General features: G+C 67.0%; 20 protein-coding genes and 1 pseudogene. 6 read left to right on the top strand and 15 right to left on the bottom strand.

What is annotated here, in order from left to right; all coding sequences use genetic code 11:
- Positions 1-72: 72 nt before the first annotated feature.
- From VE759_RS22215 to VE759_RS22200, 4 genes are read left to right on the top strand one after another with little or no spacing between them, the layout of a single operon-like run.
- Positions 73-1,389 carry a sugar ABC transporter substrate-binding protein gene (locus VE759_RS22215; RefSeq protein WP_324936484.1) on the top strand — a complete coding sequence of 439 codons (1,317 nt, stop codon included), beginning with the start codon at positions 73-75 and terminating at the stop codon, positions 1,387-1,389.
- Positions 1,386-2,270 carry a sugar ABC transporter permease gene (locus VE759_RS22210; RefSeq protein ID WP_324936482.1) on the top strand — a complete coding sequence of 295 codons (885 nt, stop codon included), beginning with the start codon at positions 1,386-1,388 and terminating at the stop codon, positions 2,268-2,270. Before VE759_RS22215 ends, VE759_RS22210 begins: the two co-directional genes overlap by 4 nt.
- On the top strand, positions 2,270-3,118 hold the full coding sequence (locus VE759_RS22205; protein ID WP_324936511.1) for a carbohydrate ABC transporter permease: 849 nt from the start codon (positions 2,270-2,272) through the stop codon (positions 3,116-3,118). Before VE759_RS22210 ends, VE759_RS22205 begins: the two co-directional genes overlap by 1 nt.
- 3 nt (positions 3,119-3,121) lie before the next feature.
- Positions 3,122-4,180: a sn-glycerol-3-phosphate ABC transporter ATP-binding protein UgpC gene (locus tag VE759_RS22200; protein WP_324936480.1), complete on the top strand. Its 1,059-nt coding sequence runs from the start codon at positions 3,122-3,124 to the stop codon at positions 4,178-4,180.
- A 38-nt stretch (positions 4,181-4,218) separates the two neighbouring features.
- Here VE759_RS22200 and VE759_RS22195 read toward each other — a convergent pair whose 3' ends face one another.
- The 9 genes from VE759_RS22195 to VE759_RS22155 form a co-directional block, all read right to left on the bottom strand.
- Positions 4,219-5,052 (bottom strand): mycofactocin-coupled SDR family oxidoreductase, encoded by an 834-nt coding sequence (locus VE759_RS22195; RefSeq protein ID WP_414687978.1) that lies wholly within the window; start codon positions 5,050-5,052, stop codon positions 4,219-4,221.
- A 142-nt stretch (positions 5,053-5,194) separates the two neighbouring features.
- Entirely contained in the window at positions 5,195-6,055 is an 861-nt protein-coding gene (locus VE759_RS22190) for an SHOCT domain-containing protein (RefSeq protein WP_324936476.1), read from the bottom strand.
- Positions 6,056-6,206: 151 nt separating this feature from the next.
- Positions 6,207-7,397 (bottom strand): elongation factor Tu, encoded by a 1,191-nt coding sequence (tuf, locus tag VE759_RS22185; protein WP_324936474.1) that lies wholly within the window; start codon positions 7,395-7,397, stop codon positions 6,207-6,209.
- A gap of 90 nt (positions 7,398-7,487) precedes the next feature.
- Complete coding sequence (gene fusA / locus VE759_RS22180; RefSeq protein ID WP_324936472.1) at positions 7,488-9,593, bottom strand: elongation factor G; 2,106 nt, start codon at positions 9,591-9,593, stop codon at positions 7,488-7,490.
- A 76-nt stretch (positions 9,594-9,669) separates the two neighbouring features.
- A complete protein-coding gene (gene rpsG, locus VE759_RS22175) occupies positions 9,670-10,140 on the bottom strand; it encodes a 30S ribosomal protein S7 (protein WP_324936470.1) in 471 nt (156 codons plus the stop codon).
- Positions 10,140-10,514 carry a 30S ribosomal protein S12 gene (rpsL, locus tag VE759_RS22170; protein ID WP_007167812.1) on the bottom strand — a complete coding sequence of 125 codons (375 nt, stop codon included), beginning with the start codon at positions 10,512-10,514 and terminating at the stop codon, positions 10,140-10,142. Before rpsL ends, rpsG begins: the two co-directional genes overlap by 1 nt.
- Positions 10,515-10,808: 294 nt before the next feature.
- Positions 10,809-11,435, bottom strand: a complete 627-nt coding sequence (locus tag VE759_RS22165) for a TetR/AcrR family transcriptional regulator (RefSeq protein ID WP_324936459.1) — start codon at positions 11,433-11,435, stop codon at positions 10,809-10,811.
- Positions 11,436-11,460: 25 nt separating this feature from the next.
- Positions 11,461-11,964, bottom strand: a complete 504-nt coding sequence (locus VE759_RS22160) for a DUF3558 domain-containing protein (protein WP_324936457.1) — start codon at positions 11,962-11,964, stop codon at positions 11,461-11,463.
- A 20-nt stretch (positions 11,965-11,984) separates the two neighbouring features.
- Complete coding sequence (locus VE759_RS22155) at positions 11,985-12,515, bottom strand: DUF3558 domain-containing protein (protein ID WP_324936455.1); 531 nt, start codon at positions 12,513-12,515, stop codon at positions 11,985-11,987.
- A 122-nt stretch (positions 12,516-12,637) separates the two neighbouring features.
- Between VE759_RS22155 and VE759_RS22150 the strand changes: the two genes are divergently transcribed.
- Both VE759_RS22150 and VE759_RS22145 read left to right on the top strand, forming a co-directional pair.
- Entirely contained in the window at positions 12,638-13,066 is a 429-nt protein-coding gene (locus tag VE759_RS22150) for a DUF3060 domain-containing protein (protein ID WP_324936453.1), read from the top strand.
- Between the two features lie 32 nt (positions 13,067-13,098).
- On the top strand, positions 13,099-13,512 hold the full coding sequence (locus VE759_RS22145) for a DUF3060 domain-containing protein (protein WP_324936451.1): 414 nt from the start codon (positions 13,099-13,101) through the stop codon (positions 13,510-13,512).
- Here VE759_RS22145 and VE759_RS22140 read toward each other — a convergent pair.
- From VE759_RS22140 to VE759_RS22115, 6 genes and pseudogenes are all read right to left on the bottom strand, one after another.
- Positions 13,509-14,273 (bottom strand): crotonase/enoyl-CoA hydratase family protein, encoded by a 765-nt coding sequence (locus tag VE759_RS22140; protein ID WP_324936449.1) that lies wholly within the window; start codon positions 14,271-14,273, stop codon positions 13,509-13,511. The genes VE759_RS22145 and VE759_RS22140 overlap by 4 nt on opposite strands.
- Entirely contained in the window at positions 14,270-14,992 is a 723-nt protein-coding gene (locus VE759_RS22135; RefSeq protein ID WP_324936509.1) for a PaaX family transcriptional regulator C-terminal domain-containing protein, read from the bottom strand. The genes VE759_RS22140 and VE759_RS22135 overlap by 4 nt, the downstream gene beginning before the upstream one ends.
- A 14-nt stretch (positions 14,993-15,006) precedes the next feature.
- Entirely contained in the window at positions 15,007-15,945 is a 939-nt protein-coding gene (locus VE759_RS22130) for a crotonase/enoyl-CoA hydratase family protein (RefSeq protein ID WP_324936444.1), read from the bottom strand.
- A complete protein-coding gene (locus VE759_RS22125; protein ID WP_324936442.1) occupies positions 15,942-17,570 on the bottom strand; it encodes an acyl-CoA dehydrogenase family protein in 1,629 nt (542 codons plus the stop codon). The genes VE759_RS22130 and VE759_RS22125 overlap by 4 nt, the downstream gene beginning before the upstream one ends.
- An 81-nt stretch (positions 17,571-17,651) precedes the next feature.
- Positions 17,652-18,404: a deoxyribonuclease IV gene (locus VE759_RS22120; protein WP_324936440.1), complete on the bottom strand. Its 753-nt coding sequence runs from the start codon at positions 18,402-18,404 to the stop codon at positions 17,652-17,654.
- A 117-nt stretch (positions 18,405-18,521) separates the two neighbouring features.
- Positions 18,522-19,221 (bottom strand): annotated as a pseudogene (locus VE759_RS22115) (DNA-directed RNA polymerase subunit beta'); the annotation flags it as partial.

Raw genomic sequence — 19,221 nt, 5'->3', positions numbered from 1 at the left:
ATCGGCGCGCGCGACCTACCATCGGCGTTGGCGTGCCGGACGGTGTCGCCCGGGATTAGCGTCGGGAGCGCGATGTTGGGAGAGTCGCTCGGTCGGCGAACGCTGTTGCGTGGCGCCGGCGCGCTCGGCGTCGCGTCGGCGTTGGGCCTCACCGGATGCGGTTCCGGCGACGACGCGCTGACGTTCTTCTTCCAGGCCAACCCGGAAGAGGCCGACACCAGGCTCCGGATCGTCGACGAGTTCGGTCGCCGGCATCCCGACATCCGGGTGCGGACGGTGTTGTCCGGGCCGGACCCGATGCAGCAGGTGTCGACCTTCTGCGCCGGCGGCAAGTGCCCGGACGTGCTGATGGCGTGGGAGTTGACGTACGCCGGACTCGCCGCGCGGGGCGTGTTGGTGGACCTCAACGCGATGCTGGCGCACGATCGCGGCTTCGCCACCCAACTGCACGCGGACAGCTTCTTGCCGTTGTACGAGACGTTCACGTTCAACGGCGGCCAGTACGCCTTGCCCGAGCAGTGGTCCGGTGTCTTCCTGTTCTACAACAAGAAACTTTTCGCCGAGGCCAACCTGGGCCCCCCGCCGGCTCGATGGGAGCAGCCGTGGAGTTTCGCCGAATTCCTCGACGCCGCCCAAGCCCTCACCAAGCGGGACCGATCCGGCCGCGTCCGCCAGTGGGGATTCGTGGACACCTGGGTTCCGCATTATTCGGCCGGCATGTTCGGCATGAACAACGGCAGCCAGTGGTGCACGCCGCGGATGAATCCGGCACATCTCAATTTCGACGACCACGCGTTCATCGAGGGCATCCAGTTCTACGCGGACCTGGCCGCCAGGCACCACGTTGCGCCGATGGCGGCGGATGAGCAGTCGATGTCCACGATGGACCTGTTCTCCTCGGGCAAGGCGGCGATGGCGCTGGGCGGCCATTGGCGATATCAGACCTTCTTGCGGGCCGACGGCCTCGACTTCGATCTGACCGTGCTGCCGGCGGGGCCGAGCGGGCGCGGCGGCCGGTCCGACATCGGTACGACCGGGCTCGCGATCGCGGCGAGCAGTCGCCGTAAGGAACAGGCCTGGGAGTTCGTCAAATTCGCGGCCGGGCCGGTCGGCCAGTCGATCATCGGCGGATCGGGCCTGTTCGTTCCGGTGCTGGAATCGGCCGTCAACTCGCCGGGATTCGCCAACGCGCACAGCCGGATTCACAACCTCGGCATCCTCACCGGTGGACCGAGTCATTCGGGCTACCTGCCGGTGACCCCGGCGTGGGAAAGGATCGACGCGTTGATGGACCGCAACTTCGGGCCGGTGCTGCGCGGAAAGCGGCCCGCCACATCGCTGGCCAGCGACCTGGCCCGCGACGTCGACACGGTGTTGCGCAACCCATGAGGGCGACCAAGCGGCGGGCACGGGCGGGGCGGTTGTTCGTCGCGCCGAACCTGGCCGCGATCGCGGTGTTCATGGTGTTCCCGCTCGGTTTTTCGCTGTACATGAGCTTTCAGAAGTGGGATTTGTTCACCGCGCCGAAATTCGTTGGGGTGGCGAACTTCCGCCATCTCGTGACCGCCGACCCGCTGTTTGTAATCGCGGTGCGCAACACGGTGATCTTCAGCGTTGGCACGCTCGTCCCGACCGTGGTGATCAGCCTGGTCGTGGCCGCAACGCTGAACCGGAAACTCAAGGGCATCGGCGTTTTTCGAACGGTTCTTTTCATGCCGCTGGCCGTGTCGGCGGTGGTGATCGCGGTGGTGTGGCAGTTCGTGTTCAACACCAATAACGGGTTGCTCAACATCATGCTCGGCTGGATCGGGATCGGCCCCGTTCCGTGGCTGACCGACCCGAAATGGGCCATGGTCTCGCTGTGCCTGGTCAGCATCTGGAAGAGCGTGCCGTTCGCCACCGTCATCCTGCTGGCCGCCATGCAGGGTGTGCCGGAGAGCCTCTACGAGGCCGCCAGGATCGACGGCGCCGGCGAGATGCGGCGATTCTTTTCGATCACGGTGCCGTTGATCCGCGGCGCATTGTCGTTCGTCGTGGTCATCTCGATCATCAACGCGTTCCAGGCGTTTGACCAGGTTTACGTGCTGACCGGCGGCCACGGCGGACCGGAAACAGGAACTTATGTGCTCGGCATCATGCTGTTCCAGAATGCGTTCGCGTTTCTGGACTTCGGCTACGCGTCGGCGTTGGCGTGGGTGATGTTCGCGATCCTGCTGGTGCTCACGGTGCTGCAGCTGAGGCTGGCGCGCAGGAATTCGCTGGAGGCATGATGTCGGCGCAGAGAAACCGGGTGATCGGGTTCGGCATCGTGCGCGCCGGCGCACTCTATGCCGCACTCATTGCCATGGCATGGTGCGCGTTGTTTCCGATCCTGTGGGGCTTGTCGGGTTCGCTGAAGAAGGAACCCGAGGTCGGTGCGCCGACCGTGCTGCCCGCTCACCCGCAGTGGTCCAACTACGGCGAGGTCTTCAAGCTGATGCCGTTCTGGCGGATGTTTTTCAACACCGTGCTGTACGCCGGATGTGTCACGGCCGGGCAGGTATTCTTCTGCTCGCTGGCCGGATATGCCTTCGCCCGGCTGCCTTTTCGCGGCCGCGACACGTTGTTCGTGCTGTACTTGGCGACCCTGATGGTGCCGCTGACGGTGACCGTGATCCCGCAGTTCATCCTGATGCGAACCTTCGGATGGACCGATACGCCTTGGGCGATGATCCTGCCGGGGTTGTTCGGCGGCGCGTTCGGCACCTATCTGATGCGGCAGTTCTTCCGGACCCTGCCAACCGATCTGGAGGAAGCGGCGATCCTGGACGGCTGCTCGCCGTGGCAGATCTACTGGCGGATCCTGCTGCCGCACGCGACGCCGGCGGTCATGGTGCTCGCCGTGCTCACCTGGGTGGGCGTCTGGAACGACTTCCTTTGGCCGTTGGTGATGATCCAGCGCAACAGCATCGCGACGCTCAACCTCGGGCTGGTGTGGCTGCAGGGCCAATACGTTGCCAATTGGCCGGTGCTGATGGCGGCATCGATGCTCATCCTGCTGCCGCTGGTGGTGATCTACGCCGTCGCGCAGCGCGCGTTCGTCCGCGGCATCGCCGTGACCGGTTTGGGCGGACGGTAGCCGATGGCATCGGTCGGCTTCGAGCAGGCGACTCGGCGTTACCCGGGAACCGAGCGGCCGGCGGTGGATCGCTTGGACCTGACCGTCGGTGACGGCGAATTCGTGGTGCTGGTCGGGCCGTCGGGCTGTGGCAAGTCCACGTCGCTGCGCATGGTGGCCGGCCTCGAGCCGGTGGACTCGGGCACCATCCGCATCGGAGAACGTGACGTCACCGATGCCGACCCGAAGGACCGCGACATCGCGATGGTGTTTCAGAACTACGCCCTCTACCCGCACATGACCGTGGCGCAAAACCTCGGCTTCGCGCTGAAGGTGGGCCGAACACCGAGGGCGGACATCGGCGACCGGGTGATGGATGTGGCCAAACTGCTTGATCTGCAGCCCTATCTGGACCGCAAGCCGAAGGACTTGTCCGGCGGACAACGTCAGCGGGTGGCGATGGGCCGCGCGATCGTGCGGCGGCCGCAGGTGTTCCTGATGGACGAGCCGTTGTCGAACCTGGACGCCAAGCTGCGGGTGCAGACGCGCAACGAAATCGCGGCGCTGCAGCGGCGACTGGGCACCACCACGGTCTACGTCACCCACGACCAGGTCGAGGCGATGACCATGGGCGACCGCGTCGCCGTGCTACACGACGGGGCGCTGCAACAGTGTGCGCCGCCACGGGAGCTGTACCGCAACCCCGCCAACGTCTTCGTCGCGGGGTTCATGGGCTCACCGGCAATGAACTTGTTCACCCTCGCGGTCCGTGATGGCTCAGTCTCGTTAGGCGACTGGATCATCCCGGTGCCCCGCGAGATCGGCGGCACCGAAGTTGTCGTCGGTGTCCGGCCCGAACACTTCGAGGTGGGCGGCCGGGGCGTTGAGACCGAGGTCGACCTGGTCGAGGAGCTCGGCGCCGACGCCTACCTGTATGGCCGAATCAGCGCTGCCGGTTCGGGCCAGACCGTGGTGGCCCGGGTGGATCCGCAGGATCCGCCGCAGCGGGGCAGCCGGCTGCGGCTGCAACCGAATCCGGGGCACATCCACTTCTTCGGCGGTGACGGGCGACGGTTGGGATAGAGCGGCGGGCGTGATGGAGTCGCGGGCGATGATGGGGCTCAGTACTTCATGACCCCTCTGTCGACCGGGATCTGCGCGCCCGACAGCGACTTGGAGCCGTCGCCGGCCAGCCATGCGACCACGTCGGAAACCTCTTCGGGCGCCATGAATTCGTTGCGGTGCCGCTTACCGCCGTGGTCCATCGGGTGGTAGGGCATCGGCGCAAAGCTGTGAATGTAGCTGGGGTACTTGGCGAAGACCTCCATCATCACATCGCGCTCGACCATCGGAGTGTCGATCGAGTACGGGTGAATCGAGTTCACCCGAATACCGAACTCGCCGACCTCCAGTGCCAGCGAGTTGGTCAGCGCGACCAGCCCGTGTTTGGACGCGGCGTAGTGGCCGTTGCCCGGGGTGGCCTTCAACCCGGCCGACGAGCTGACGATGATGATCGAGCCGCCGTTGCCGGCTTCGATCATCGCGGGCACGACCGCCCGGATCGTGCGCCAGGTGCCCGTCAGATTCACGTCGATCACCGTGGTCCACTGTTCCTCGGTCATTTCGAACAGCCGGGCCCAGCTCAACACCCCGGCGTTGGCGATCAGGATGTCCAGCCGCGCGAATTGTTCGACGCCGTCGGCGACGACTTGGTGCAGTGCCGCGCTGTCGCGGACATCGACCTGGCGGGCGAGGATCTTGCGGCCGGCCGCCTCGACCGCGCGCACCGTCTCGTCGAGCTCCTCGGGGCTCGCCAGCGGGTAGGTGATGGAGTCAGAGACCGGACCGCAGATGTCGATCGCGATGATGTCGGCGCCCTCGTTGGCCAGCCGCACGGCATGGGCGCGGCCCTGCCCGCGCGCGGCACCCGTGATGAATGCCACCCGTCCGTCCAGCGATCCGGTCTGTGTAGCCACAGTCGTCCCTTTCGTCGACTGACGCCCAGGCTAGCAGCGGAACTGAAACGTGTTCTAGTGCGGTCGCAGGTGGATGGTGGCGTGGATTTCCGGCGGGTGAGGCGGGACGGGCGGCGAAGTTTTAGATTTCCGAGATGATTTGCCGGCGCTTCGCGGTGTACTCCGACTCGTTGATCGCCCCGGTGGCGCGCAGCGTCTCCAGGTGCTGTAGGCGCCGGGAGATCGACGGCTCGGGTGGGCTGAACAGCGTTGGGGCCGCAGCGGGTGCGGATGGCGGCGTTGGGGCCGCGGCGGTTGCGGCGGCCGGCGCGCCCTGGTTCTGCGGGGCGGCCGCCCGACGCACCACGGCCTGAATTTGTTGCCGCAGCACGGGATTGGAGCGCATGTCGAGCATGCGGTTCAGCGGAATGTTGTTGGCCTTGAGGATCTGCAGAATCTCCATCAACGGGCCGGCCTGCCCGGACAGGTCGTAGGTCTTGTTGTCCTCGGCGACGGTGAACTGCGCTGGCACCAGACCGTTGACCAATGCGCTTCGCTCCCAGTCGATCTGGTGATCCCGGGTGGCCGGGTCGACGAGCACGACCACCTTGCGGGCGGAGAAATTGCCCATCCGCGTCACGCTGGCGATCACCCGGTCTTGGCTGTCGAAGGGCGTGATGCCGGGCCCCTCGACGTGCAGGTCCAGCTTGATCAACGGCTGGTCGTTGATGCGCGTCCCGGTTTCGCCGATGCCGGTGATCGCCGCCAGCGCCAGCACGCCGTTCTGCTCGAGGGCGGCGGTCTTGGCGGCGGCCTTGGCGCTGTAGTTGGCGAGCGCCAACGCGATCAGCACGTCGGCGGCGGTGATCAGCGCGCCGACGTAGAACATCCACTTGATCAGCGGTTCTTGCCCGATCGCGAAGAAGACGATCAGAAAGATCGGCCCCACCAGGCCACCGCACAGCAGGACCATCAGCTGAGCCTTCAAGTAACGCCACAACATTTCGCGCCACGCTCCCGTCAGCGGCCCCCTCGCGGGACAGCGTATCGGCAAACACTCGCCAATGCGGTGCTCCCGCGCTCCTTGCCGGCGGCAGCTGCGAAACGGCGCCCACCCGTGCGGATGAGCGCCGTTCGCGGATCAGCGAATCAGATCACTTGACGATCTTGGTGACCCGGCCGGCGCCGACGGTGCGGCCGCCCTCGCGGATCGCGAAGCGCAGCCCCTCGTCCATCGCCACGGGCTGGATCAACTTCACCGAGATGTTGGTGTTGTCACCCGGCATCACCATCTCCGTACCCTCGGGCAGGGTCACCACACCGGTCACGTCGGTGGTGCGGAAGTAGAACTGCGGACGGTAGTTGTTGAAGAACGGCGTGTGCCGGCCGCCCTCGTCCTTGGACAGGATGTAGACCTGGCCCTCGAACTCGGTGTGCGGCGTGGTGGTGCCGGGCTTCGTGACGACCTGGCCGCGCTCGACGTCCTCACGCTTGACACCACGCAGCAGCAGACCGACGTTGTCGCCGGCCTGGCCCTGGTCGAGCAGCTTGCGGAACATCTCGACACCGGTGACGGTGGTCTTGGTCGTGGACGGGCGAATGCCGACGATCTCGACTTCCTCGTTCACGTTGATCACGCCGCGCTCGACACGACCGGTGACCACGGTGCCGCGGCCGGTGATCGTGAAGACGTCCTCGACGGGCATCAGGAACGGCTTGTCGGTCTCGCGGACCGGGTCGGGGATCGACTCGTCGACCGCCTCCATCAGTTCCTCGACGCTCTTCACCCACTTCGGGTCGCCCTCAAGGGCCTTGAGTGCCGAGACCCGGATGACCGGTGCCTCCTCGTCGAACTCCTGGTTGCCCAGCAGCTCGCGGACCTCCATCTCGACCAGCTCGAGCAGCTCCTCGTCGTCGACCGCGTCGGCCTTGTTCAGGGCGACCAGGATGTAGGGCACACCGACCTGGCGGGCCAGCAGCACGTGCTCGCGGGTCTGCGGCATCGGGCCGTCGGTCGCGGCGACCACCAGGATCGCGCCGTCCATCTGGGCCGCGCCGGTGATCATGTTCTTGATGTAGTCGGCGTGGCCGGGAGCGTCGACGTGCGCGTAGTGACGCTTCTCGGTCTGGTACTCCACGTGGGAGATGTTGATCGTGATGCCGCGCTGGCGCTCCTCGGGAGCATTGTCGATCTGCTCGAACGCGCGCGACTCATTCAAGTCGGGGTACTTATCGTGCAGGACCTTGGTAATTGCCGCGGTCAGCGTCGTCTTGCCGTGGTCAACGTGACCAATGGTCCCGATGTTGACGTGCGGCTTCGTCCGCTCGAACTTCGCCTTCGCCACTTTGTTGTCCTCCTGGACTTCTGTTGGTGCTTGCTAGTGAAGCATGGTTGATCTTTTCAGTTGTTGGTCGCCGCCCGGCGGGCGGGGAGTCTATTGCCCCGTCGCCTTGGCGATGATCTCCTTCGACACCTGCGCCGGGACTTCGGCGTAGTTGTCGAACACCATGGAGTAGTTTGCCCGGCCCTGGGTCTTCGACCGAAGGTCGCCGACATAGCCGAACATCTCCGACAGCGGCACGTGCGCCCTCACGACGCGCGCACCGGCCCGCTCCTCCATGGCCTGGATCTGACCACGGCGGGAGTTCAGGTCGCCGATCACATCGCCCATGTAGTCCTCGGGCGTGATGACCTCGACGGCCATGATCGGCTCGAGGATCACCGGCTGCGCCGCGGACGCGGCCTTCTTCAGCGCCTGGGACCCGGCGATCTTGAACGCCATTTCCGAGGAGTCGACCTCGTGGAAGGCGCCGTCAATGAGCGTTACCTTCAGGTTCACCAGCGGGTAGCCGGCCAGCACGCCGTACTGCATGGCGTCCTGCGCGCCGGCGTCCACCGACGGGATGTACTCGCGCGGGACGCGCCCACCGGTGACCTTGTTCTCGAACTCGTATGTCGCACCGTCCTCGCCGTGGAACGGCTCGACGGTGATGATGACCTTGGCGAACTGGCCCGAGCCGCCGGTCTGCTTCTTGTGGGTGTACTCGACGCGCTCCACCCTGCGGCGGATCGTCTCCTTGTACGCCACCTGAGGCTTACCGACGTTGGCCTCGACCTTGAACTCGCGGCGCATGCGGTCGACCAGGATGTCCAGGTGCAGCTCGCCCATGCCGCCGATCACGGTCTGGCCGGTGTCGGAATCCAGGTGCACCTTGAAGGTCGGATCCTCCTCGGCGAGCTTCTGGATCGACTGGGACAGCTTGTCCTGGTCGCTCTTGGTCCTCGGCTCGATGGCCACCTCGATCACCGGATCGGGGAAGGTCATCGACTCGAGCACCACCTGGTTGTTCGGGTCGGAGAGGGTGTCGCCGGTGGTGGTGTCCTTGAGGCCGATGACCGCGTAGATGTGGCCGGCCGACGCCCGGTCCACCGGGTTCTCCTTGTTGGAGTGCATCTGGAACAGCTTGCCCAGCCGCTCCTTCTTGCCCTTGGTGGCATTGATGACCTGGCTGCCGGATTCGACGCTGCCGGAGTACACCCGGATGTAGGTCAGCTTGCCGAAGAACGGATGCGTCGCGATCTTGAACGCCAGCGCCGAGAACGGCTCGTCGGTCGACGCGTGGCGAACGACCTCCTCGTCCTCGTGGCCGGGCAGATGCCCGATGGCCGACGGCACGTCCAGCGGCGACGGCAGGTAGTCGACAACCGCGTCGAGCATCGGCTGCACGCCCTTGTTCTTGAACGCGCTGCCGCACAGCACGGGGTAGATCTCCGACGCGATCGTCAGTTTGCGGACCGCGCCCTTGATCTCGTCGACGGTCAGCTCCTCGCCGCCGAGGTACTTCTCCAGCAGCGCCTCGTCGGACTCGGCGACGGTCTCGAGCAGCTTGGTGCGGTACTCCTCGGCCTGCTCGGCGAGCTCGGCCGGGATGTCGACCACGTCGTACTTCTCGCCGAGCTTGGTTTCGCCTCGCCAGACCTTGGCGTTCATCTCGACCAGGTCGACGATGCCCTCGAACTCGCTCTCGGCGCCGATCGGCAGCTGGATCGGCACCGCGTTGGCGCCCAGCCGCTCGCCCATCGTGCGCACGGAGAAGTAGAAGTCGGCACCGATCTTGTCCATCTTGTTGACGAAGCAGATGCGCGGAACGTTGTACTTGTCGGCCTGCCGCCACACCTGCTCGGACTGCGGCTCGACACCTTCCTTGCCGTCGAACACCGCGACGGCGCCGTCGAGCACCCGCAGATTGCGCTCCACCTCGACGGTGAAGTCGACGTGCCCAGGGGTGTCGATGATGTTGAGCTGATAGCCCTTCCAGAACGTGGTGGTGGCCGCGGAGGTGATGGTGATCCCCCGCTCCTGCTCCTGCTCCATCCAGTCCATGGTGGCGGCGCCGTCATGGACTTCACCGATCTTGTAGTTGATACCGGTGTAGTAGAGGATGCGCTCGGTTGTCGTCGTTTTACCGGCATCGATGTGCGCCATGATGCCGAAGTTTCGGACCTTGCTCAGGTCGGTCAGCACGTCCTTCTGTGCCACAGAAGTCTTCCCACTCTTTCGCTTGCTTGGTTAGCTGTCGTTGTTACGCTCGGCGGCCGCGCTGCGCACCGGCGGATCACCAGCGGTAGTGCGCGAACGCCCTGTTTGCCTCGGCCATCTTGTGGGTGTCCTCACGCCGCTTCACGGAGGCACCGAGGCCGTTGCTGGCGTCGAGAATCTCGTTGGCCAGGCGCTCGACCATGGTCTTTTCCCTGCGTTGCCGCGAGAAACCCACCAGCCAACGCAGCGCCAGCGTGGTGGAGCGATCGGGGCGCACCTCGACGGGCACCTGGTAGGTCGCGCCGCCGACACGCCGGCTACGAACTTCCAACGCGGGCTTGACGTTGTCGAGAGCACGCTTGAGGGTGACGACCGGATCGGTGCCGGTCTTGTCCCGAGCCTGTTCGAGCGCACCATAAACAATGCGTTCGGCCAGCGATTTCTTCCCTTCGAGCAGAACTTTGTTCACCAGCTGGGTGACCAGCTGCGAACCGTAAACCGGGTCATTGACCAGCGGACGCTTGGGCGCGGGTCCCTTGCGCGGCATCAGCTCTTCTCCTTCTTGGCGCCGTAGCGGCTGCGGGCTTGCTTACGGTTCTTGACGCCCTGGGTGTCCAGCGAGCCGCGGATGATCTTGTAGCGCACGCCGGGCAGGTCCTTCACGCGGCCACCACGGACCAGCACCATCGAATGTTCCTGCAGGTTGTGGCCCTCACCTGGGATGTAGGCGGTCACCTCAACCTGGCTGGTCAGCTTCACGCGGGCGACCTTGCGAAGCGCCGAGTTCGGCTTCTTCGGCGTGGTCGTGTACACGCGGGTGCACACCCCGCGCCGCTGCGGGCTGCCCTTCAGCGCCGCGGTCTTGACCTTGGCGATCTTGTCGCGGCGCCCCTTGCGGACCAGCTGCTGGATGGTTGGCATCTACCGGCTTTCCGTGTTTCTTCTGCGTGTCTACCTATGTCGTACTGCGGTTTTGCCTGGTCTCGGTGCCCCGGGGCCGGGCGTGTCGCATGCGGGGCGCACCCGGGCGTATCCGATGCATCGTGGACATGCGAATTGGCCCGGCGAGCGGGCATGCGTCACCGCAGGCGCCTTATCGGCCAGGCACGAGCACCCACGATACCAGGGCGGCCGTGGCCGAAACAAACTCGTCGGGCGGGCTCCCGCCGCAGGTCACGGGGTCCGCGGACGGCACGGGGGGACGGTCGCGAGCCGCTAGTGGCGATGCTGCAAGCCGGTCGCGAGGCGCAGCACCATGTCGGAGAACACCGCGTCGACGTCGATGTCGCCCATCACCCCGGTCATCTCCAGCAACACGAAGCCGTGCAAGGCCGCCCAGAACTCGAGCGCGGCGTAGAAGGCGTCGTCGTCGTCGAGACCGTATGACTTCAGCACGGCGATGACCGGCTCGGCCGCCGCCCGCGCCCCCCGGGTGTACTCCGGGTCGTCGCCGCTGAGCGGCATCCGGGTGAAGGCCGAGTACCGGCCGGGATGGTGGTGCGCATAGCTGCGGTAGGCCCCGGCCATCACCAACACGGCGTCGTCGCGCTCCCGGCCCTGGCCGACCCTGTACAGCATCTCGAGGATGTCGCCGATCACCCGCATCCGCACCGTGCGGCGCAGGTCCTCGAGGCTGTCGACGTGGTTGTACAGCGACGGCCCCTTGGTGCCGAGTTGGGCGGCGAGCGCGTTGATCGTCAACGCGTCCCAGCCCTCGCGGTCGAGAAAGGCGAGCGCCGCGTTGACAATGCCGTCGCGGCTCAGCTTGGTTGGTCGGGCCGCCGCGCGGGATTGGCCCCGTGACCGCCCGGACGCCGACCGGGACTCCGGGTCAGCTGTCATGGTTTGGAACTCTAACGCCGCGGGGTCAGTTCACGCGGTCTTGGGTCAGGCGCGCCAGCTGTTGAGTGATCGTGCACAAGTCGGGCAGCGACGACGGATTCATCGTCTGGATCGACCAGGTGATCACGTCGGTGTCCTTGGCGACGTAGATGCTGCACGCGTTGGCGTTGGACGCTTGGAAGCCCTTGTTGCCGCCGATCGATATCTCGGTCAGCTTGCGGCCGGCCTTCGTCTCCAGCGTCCGCTCGGAGTCCATGTCGCTGCCGCGATACCACCACGTCGAGATGCCCATCCCGGCGCCGAAGGTCCCGATCATCGTGTTCTCCTGCCAAAAGCAGCCGGCGTCGCTGACCAACACCTTCGTGAACATGCCCATACCGGCGGCGCGGGTGACTTCCTCGTCGGTCACCTTGTTGCAGTCGCCGCTGTGAAATCCCTTGTCGGCCTGTGACGATGAGGCCGGCGCCGTCGGCGCGGAGCCGCACGCGGCGGGGCCGGTGGCGACCGCGACGGCGAGGAGGGCGGCCATGCTCCGGCGCACCGCCGACATCACATGTCCGCCGAAAGCGTCCTCGCCAGCAGCTGCTGGGCGTCCTTGCACGGATCGGCCGGGGCAGCGCCGCGGACCTGCACCCACCAGCTGGCCACACCGGGTTTGGTGGCGGCGGTGGCCGAACAGGCGTTCCCGGTCACCGCCCGGCGCGCCAGGAATGCGGCGTGCCGCTGCAGGTCGATGTCGCTGACCTGGGCGTGGTTTTGATTCGCAAGTGCGCGTTCGCGGTCCAGGGTGCCGGTCTCGAACCATGAGTAGACCAGGTCGACCGTGGTGCCCTGCCGCCATATCACGTACTGGCACACGGCGCCGCTGTACGGCCGCACGAGGTGGCTGCCGCCGATGATCTCGGCGACCGTCGCGTCGAGCAACATCCCGCAGCGGTTCTGGGAGTACCCGTAGCCGTGGGCGGCCGCGTCGGCGCCGACGGCCCGCTGCGGGGTCCCGCCCACCGCGTGGCTACATGCCGGGCCGGCCACGGCGGCCGCGACCACCGCTGCGCAAACCGCCATAACGCGCCGACTCATCGCCCTCACCGTACCCAGGACCAGCGGCGTTGGCGACCGGGCCGAACTGCGCGAACCGGCTGCCATCACACCGGGTTGGACTTAGGCTTCGGCATGTCGGGGCACACGCCGAAAGGGACAACATGAAACGACCGGCCTGCCTCGTCGCGGGTGGCATCATCGCGCTGTCGACCGCGGCGACGGTGACGGCCCAGCCGGCTCCGCCGCCGCCGCCCGCGCCCTACCCGCCGCCCACGCCCGCGCTGGAGCGACCGGCGGCAAGCGGCGCGGGCGACACCCACATCTACGGAATCGGGCAGGTGCAGACGATCGACTGCAACGGCTCCACGCTGCTGGTCAACGGGTCGTACAACGTCGTCACCGCAACGGGAAACTGCTTCGCGGTGACGATGCAGGGCAGTGGCAACACGGTGGTCGCCGACACCGTGCTCAACGACATCACCGTCTACGGCTATGACCAGACGGTCCTGTACAAGTTCGGCGATCCGTATGTCTGGGACCGCGGGCGTGAGTTCGGCATGACCAACCGGATCGATCGCGCTCCCGCGTGATCGCGACGCCGCGAACAACGAAACGAGGGATTATGCGCGGGTATTCGCCTGCATTAATCGGTTTGACCGCGGCCGCAGCCGCCGTCGTCGTCGGGCTTTCCGGATGCGGTTCGGAAAGCAAGGACACCAACAGACCGACGGCGACCGCGGGAACGTCCGGCGCGCAGGTGGAGGTCGGAAACACGATCAACTACGGCTCGTTCGGCACGACGGCCGACATCGACTGCGCGGACGGCAAATCGCTCAACGTGGGCGGGTCGAACAACACGCTGACCATCAAGGGCACCTGCGCGTCGGTCAACATCGGCGGCGCCGACAACCACATCACCTTCAACAAGATCGACAAGGATGTCAGCGTCGTCGGCGTCAACAACACCGTTACCTACAAGGACGGCGACCCGAAGGTGTCCGACCTGGGCTCCGGCAACAAGATCAATAAGGGCTAGACGGGCGTGCCGTGCCGGCCGGCGCCGGCGGCGAACCGTTGCGAACCTTCCATTGCCTCGGCCGCGACCCGCGAGATGCTGGTGAACTCGTAGGTGATCGCGTCGCGCTCGGTCATCCCCCACTGCGCCAGCGCTGACATGCGATCCGATCGCATGCACTGCTGAGGCAGCGCGGCGAGCTGTGCGGCCAGCTCCTCGGCCCGTTCGCGTGCTTGGCCTTTCGGCACCACGCGATTGGCCAGCCCCATCGCATACGCCTCGGCCGCGTCGACCCCGCGGCCGGTGAGAATCATGTCCATTGCGCGGCTCTGCCCGATCAGCCGAGGCAGGCGAACGGTGCCGCCGTCGATCAGCGGCACGCCCCAGCGCCGGCAGAACACGCCGAACACTGCGTCCTCTTCGGCCACCCGCAGGTCGCACCACAGCGCCAGCTCCAAGCCGCCGGCGACCGCGTAGCCGCTGACCGCGGCGATCACCGGCTTGGACAACACCATTCGGGTGGGTCCCATCGGGCCCGGGCCGTCGCGGTGGACGGGGTTGGCGTACGGCGTGCCGAAGGCCTTGAGATCGGCTCCGGCGCAAAACGTCCCGTTGTCGCCCCACAGAACGGCCACCGACGCGGCGTCATCGGCCTCGAACTTCTCGAACGCTTTCACCAGGTCCGCCGCGGTGGGACCGTTGACCGCATTTCGGGCGTCGGGCCGGTTCATGATCACCGTGGTAACCGGACCCTTGCGCTCGACGCGCACACCGTATGTCATGTTGCCTCCACTAGTTCGGTTTGGTTGCGCCGCGCCGCCAGGTCGTCGGCGAAACGGGCATAGCCGGCCCGCAACGCGTCTCCCGGCCATCCGGCCGGAAGCAGCTCGTCGGGTAACACCGGATCGGTCAGCAGGTGACGCACCATGGAAGCGGCGGCAGTGAACCGCCCGGGAATGTCGGTCGCAGTTGCCATGTCGTCGAGCAGCCGGTGACCCGTGCGCGACCACGCGGGCAGATCCCACAGTCGCGCCGCCAGGTCCGCCGGCGCGTCGTCGCGGGCGTGCAGCACTCGCACCCGGGTGGTGATGGCCGGCGGCAATTGCGCGTCGAGGTTGTCGGGCCGCAACCACACACCCTCACGCAATTCGCCGAACCGGTTGTCGGTCAGCTTGGTTCGCAGCGTCGCCCGGGTGCGGGCGTCGGTGCCGACGCTGGTGATCACGAGCGAGATCCAGTCGCCGTCCCACGGCCGCAGCCGCGGGTGCATCGCGTCGTCCTGGCGCCGCTGGCGCGCCAGCAACCGGTCCGACAGTCGATACCCGTCGGCCGAGCGAACCAGGTCGCCCGCGCTTACCAGCCGGGTCAGCGCCACCCGCACCGTCGACTCCTTGAGACCGAAATCGGCGGTCAGCGTTTGGAGTTCGCCGGCCGTCGCCCATGCCGGGTGCGCCCCCAGCAGCACGCTCAGCAGGACCGATCGGGCGGTCAGCCGCGACAGGTCGCGCGCCATCCTCAGACCCCCGAAGCCCTGCGGCCGTAGTCACCGAACGGCTCGTCGCGGCGCCGAACCGCCTCCCGGAAGCCGTGTTCGACCGCGTCGGCGACGAACGCGTGCCCCTCGGGTGTGTGCCTGGCGACGCCGTCGAACACGGTGCCGATCATCGAGCTGGTGGCCACACCCTGGCACTGCAGCGCCGAATTGAGTGCGAGTTTGACCATGATGAGCTGGTTGACGGGCACCGCCGCGATGCGCTCGACCAGTCGCTCGGTGCGCTCGTCGAGGTCCTCCGGTTCGGGCGCCTCGACGGCCAGCCCCCATTCCGCGGCCTGCTTGCCGGTGATGCAATCTCCGGTCAGCAGAAGGCGTTTCGCGCGTTGGTCGCCGAGCCGATGCGCCCACAGCCCGGACGCCGGCACACCCCACACCCGGGTGGGCGGATAGCCGATCTTCGCGTCGGCGGCGGCGATCACCTGGTCGGCGTGCAGCGCGATGTCGGTGCCGCCGGCAACGCAGTAGCCGTGAATCTTGACCACCGTCGGCTTGTCGGCGTGCATCAGGCTGGAGAAGCCGCGCACAAACCGGCTCATCATCTGGTAGTCGATCATCGGGTCCCACGGCTGATTGGGCAGGTGGTTGGTGGCCTGCGTGCTGCCGTCGAGCACGGTGCCCTGATACGCGTTGCCGCCGCCGGCCGACGACGATCCCTCGGCGTAGGCCGACAGATCAAAACCCGCGCAGAAGCCCTCGCCGCGCCCGGACACCAGGATTACATGCACGCTGGGATCGAGGTCGGCCCGCTCGACGAGTGCCGAGAGCTCCAGTGGGGTGTCGGCGACGATCGCGTTGCCCTTGTCCGGGCGGTTAAAGGTAATGCGCGCAACGCGATCGGTGACCTGGTAGGTCATCGTCTTCAGGTCGTCGAAGTCGACGGGCCTGATCGCGTGCGTCATCCCTTGACCAGGGCGCGTTCGAGGATCGGGGCGACATCCAGGCCGGTCGGCATGGTGCCGAACGCCCCGCCCCAGTGGCCACCGAGCCGGGTGGCCAGAAATGCCTCGGCGACCGCCGGGTGGCCGTGGCGCACCAGCAGCGTTGCTTGCAGCGCCAGGCAAATGTCCTCGGCGACCTTGCGGGCCCGGTACTGGATGGTGTCGAAGTCGCCGAGTTGCGGCCGCAGCCGCTCGACGTGGGCGTCCAGCCGCGGGTCCTGGCCGGCGGTCTTGGCGAGTTCGCCGAACAGCACCTCGACACATTCCGGCCGAGATGCCATGGCGCGCAGCGTGTCCAGCGCGCTGACGTTGCCGGAGCCCTCCCAGATGCCCATCAGCGGCGCCTCCCGATACAGCCGCGGCATGCCGGATTCCTCGACATAGCCGTTGCCGCCCAGGCATTCCAGCGCCTCCGCGGCGTGCGGGGTGGACCGCTTGCACACCCAGTACTTGCTGGCGGCCAGGCCGATCCGTCGCAGCAGCGCCTCGGCGGTGTCGCCGCGGATCGCATTGTCGGTGGCCCCGGCCATCCGCATCGCCACGATCGTCGCGGCCTCGGCCTCGACGGCCAGGTCGGCGAGCACGTTGCGCATCAGCGGCTGGTCAATCAGATACGCGCCGAACGCCTTTCGGTGCTGGGCGTGGTGAATGGCCTGGGTCAGGCCGCTGCGCATGCTGGTGGCGCTGCCCAGCGTGCAGTCCAGCCGGGTCAGGTTGACCATCTCGATGATGGTCGGCACGCCGCGGCCTTCCTCGCCGACCAGCCAGGCGAGCGCGCCGTCGTATTCCACTTCCGATGAGGCGTTGGCGTGGTTGCCCAGTTTGTCCTTCAATCGCTGCAAGAACATTCGGTTCCGGGTGCCGTCGGGCAGCACCCGCGGCAGGAAGAAGCACGACAGCCCGCCGGGTGCGTGGGCGAGCACCAGGAAGACGTCGCACATCGGTGCCGAGGTGAACCACTTGTGCCCGGTCAGCGTGTAGCTGCCGTCGGCGTTGGGTGTCGCGGTCGTGGAGCCGGCGCGCACGTCGGAGCCGCCCTGCTTCTCGGTCATCGACATGCCTGCCGTGATGCCGGGCTTGGTCGTCGCGGGCTTGAGGTCCGGATCGTATTCGCGACTGGCCAGCAGCGGCTCGTAGATCGCGGCCAGCTCGGGCTGGTAGCGCAGCGCGGGCACGACGGCGTAGGTCATCGAGATCGGGCACATGTGCCCGGGTTCGACGTTCCACACCGCGGTCTTGGCGGCGCGCACCACGTGGGATCCGGGCCGGTCGTCGGCCCACGGCGCGGCGTGCAGGCCATGGGCGATCGCGATGCGCATCAGCTCGTGGTAGGCCGGGTCGTATTCGACCTCGTCGACGCGGCGGCCGTAGCGGTCGTGGGTGTGCAGGATCGGCCGGTTGCGGTCGGCCAGCTCGCCCAGGTATTGCGCATGGCGGCCGCCGGCGATCGCGCCGAGCTCGGTCACCTCGTCGAGGCCCCACTGCCCACCCTCGCGGATCAGCGCCTCGACGAGCACCGGCGAAGTTGCGGGATTGTGGTCCGCCAGCGGCGGGACCTGGTTGGTGACGGTGTGGGTATCGGCCATGCCACGATGTTACAGTTTTTCTACAGTCGCACAATGGGCGTAACACGTTCGGCACACCTAGCCGCTGTGGGCAGCCGACCTTCAGCGGGTGCGGTCGCGGAGGAACGCGATGTCGTCCTTGCGGCCCTCGTCGGCGGTCTCGCAGATCACCGGCGCACCCGCGGCCCGTACCACGGCGACCAGCAGCTCGGGGTCGATCTCGCCGGTGCCGATGTTGGCGTGGCGATCGGCGCCCGAACCCGCGGCGTCCCTCGAGTCGTTGCAGTGCACCAAATCGATGCGGCCGGTGATGCCGTTGATGCGCTCGACCGCGTCGGCCAGCGCCTCGCCGGCCGACCAGGCATGGCAGGTGTCAAGGCAAAAGCCGATACCGGTGTCGCCGATGCTGTCCCACAACCGGGCGATCGTGTCGAAGTGCCGCGCCATCGCGTGATCACCGCCGGCGGTGTTCTCGAGATAGACCGGCACCTCGGATTCGAGCCGGTCCATCGCCTTGCGCCACCGCTCGCAGCCGGCCTCGATGTCGTCGTCGTCGGCGTGACCGCCGTGGACGATGACCGCGGTGGCCGCGATTGCGGCTGCCGCGTCGCAGGTGTCCTGCAGGATCTTGCGCGACGGGATGCGCACCCGGTTGTTGGCCGAGGCGACGTTGATGAGGTACGGCGCGTGGACGTACAGCGGCATCGTCGACTTCCGCAGCCGGTCGGCGTCGTCGCGCGGCTTTGGTTTCTTCCAGCTCTGCGGGTTGCCGAGAAAGAACTGCACCGCGTCGGCGCCGTCGGCCTCAGCCGCGGCGAGCGGATCGTCTTGGTGTACATGGGAACCGATCAGCACGCGGCCAGTCTAGGCGGGTGACCCGACAGGCCCTCGACTGTGCGTCGGCTCGGCGAAATTGCCGCCGCGGTCGTGAAACGCGTGCAAGTACGACCTTGGCGGCAATTTCGCCGTGTTTTACCGGTAGTCGCTGTAGCCGTAGTCGTCCAGCGGAACCGCGGCACCGGTGCTCTGGCCGAAGTCGGGGCTGTAGTACTGATCCTCGTACGACGGGATCGTGTACGCGGCGGCCCGCGCCTCTTCGGTCGGCTGCACCTGGATGTTGCGGTACCGGTTGATGCCGGTGCCGGCCGGGATCAGCTTGCCGATGATGACGTTTTCCTTCAGACCGTTGAGCTTGTCGCTGCGGCAGTTGATGGCCGCATCGGTCAGGACTCGCGTGGTCTCCTGGAACGACGCCGCCGACAGCCAGGAGTCGGTGGCCAGCGACGCCTTGGTGATACCCATCAGCACCGGGCGGCCGGCCGCGGGCTCGCCGCCCTCGGCCACCACCCGACGGTTCTCGGCCTCGAAGTCGGCACGCTCGGTCAGCGAGCCGGGCAGGAATTCCGTCGAGCCCGAATCGATGATGGTCACGCGGCGCAGCATCTGCCGCACGATCACCTCGATGTGCTTGTCGTGGATCGACACACCCTGTGCGCGGTAGACCTCCTGGACCTCGCGGACCAGGTGGATCTGCACCTCGCGGGGGCCCTGCACGCGCAGCACCTCGTGCGGGTCGGCCGAGCCCTCCATGAGCTGCTCGCCCACCTCGACGTGGTCGCCGTCGCGCAGCAGACCCTCCGAGCCGTCCTCGTGCTTGATCACCCGCAGACGA

The organism is Mycobacterium sp. (genome assembly GCF_035640695.1).
Taxonomy (GTDB): Bacteria; Actinomycetota; Actinomycetes; order Mycobacteriales; family Mycobacteriaceae; genus Mycobacterium.
This window is presented reverse-complemented; position numbering and strand designations above follow the sequence as displayed.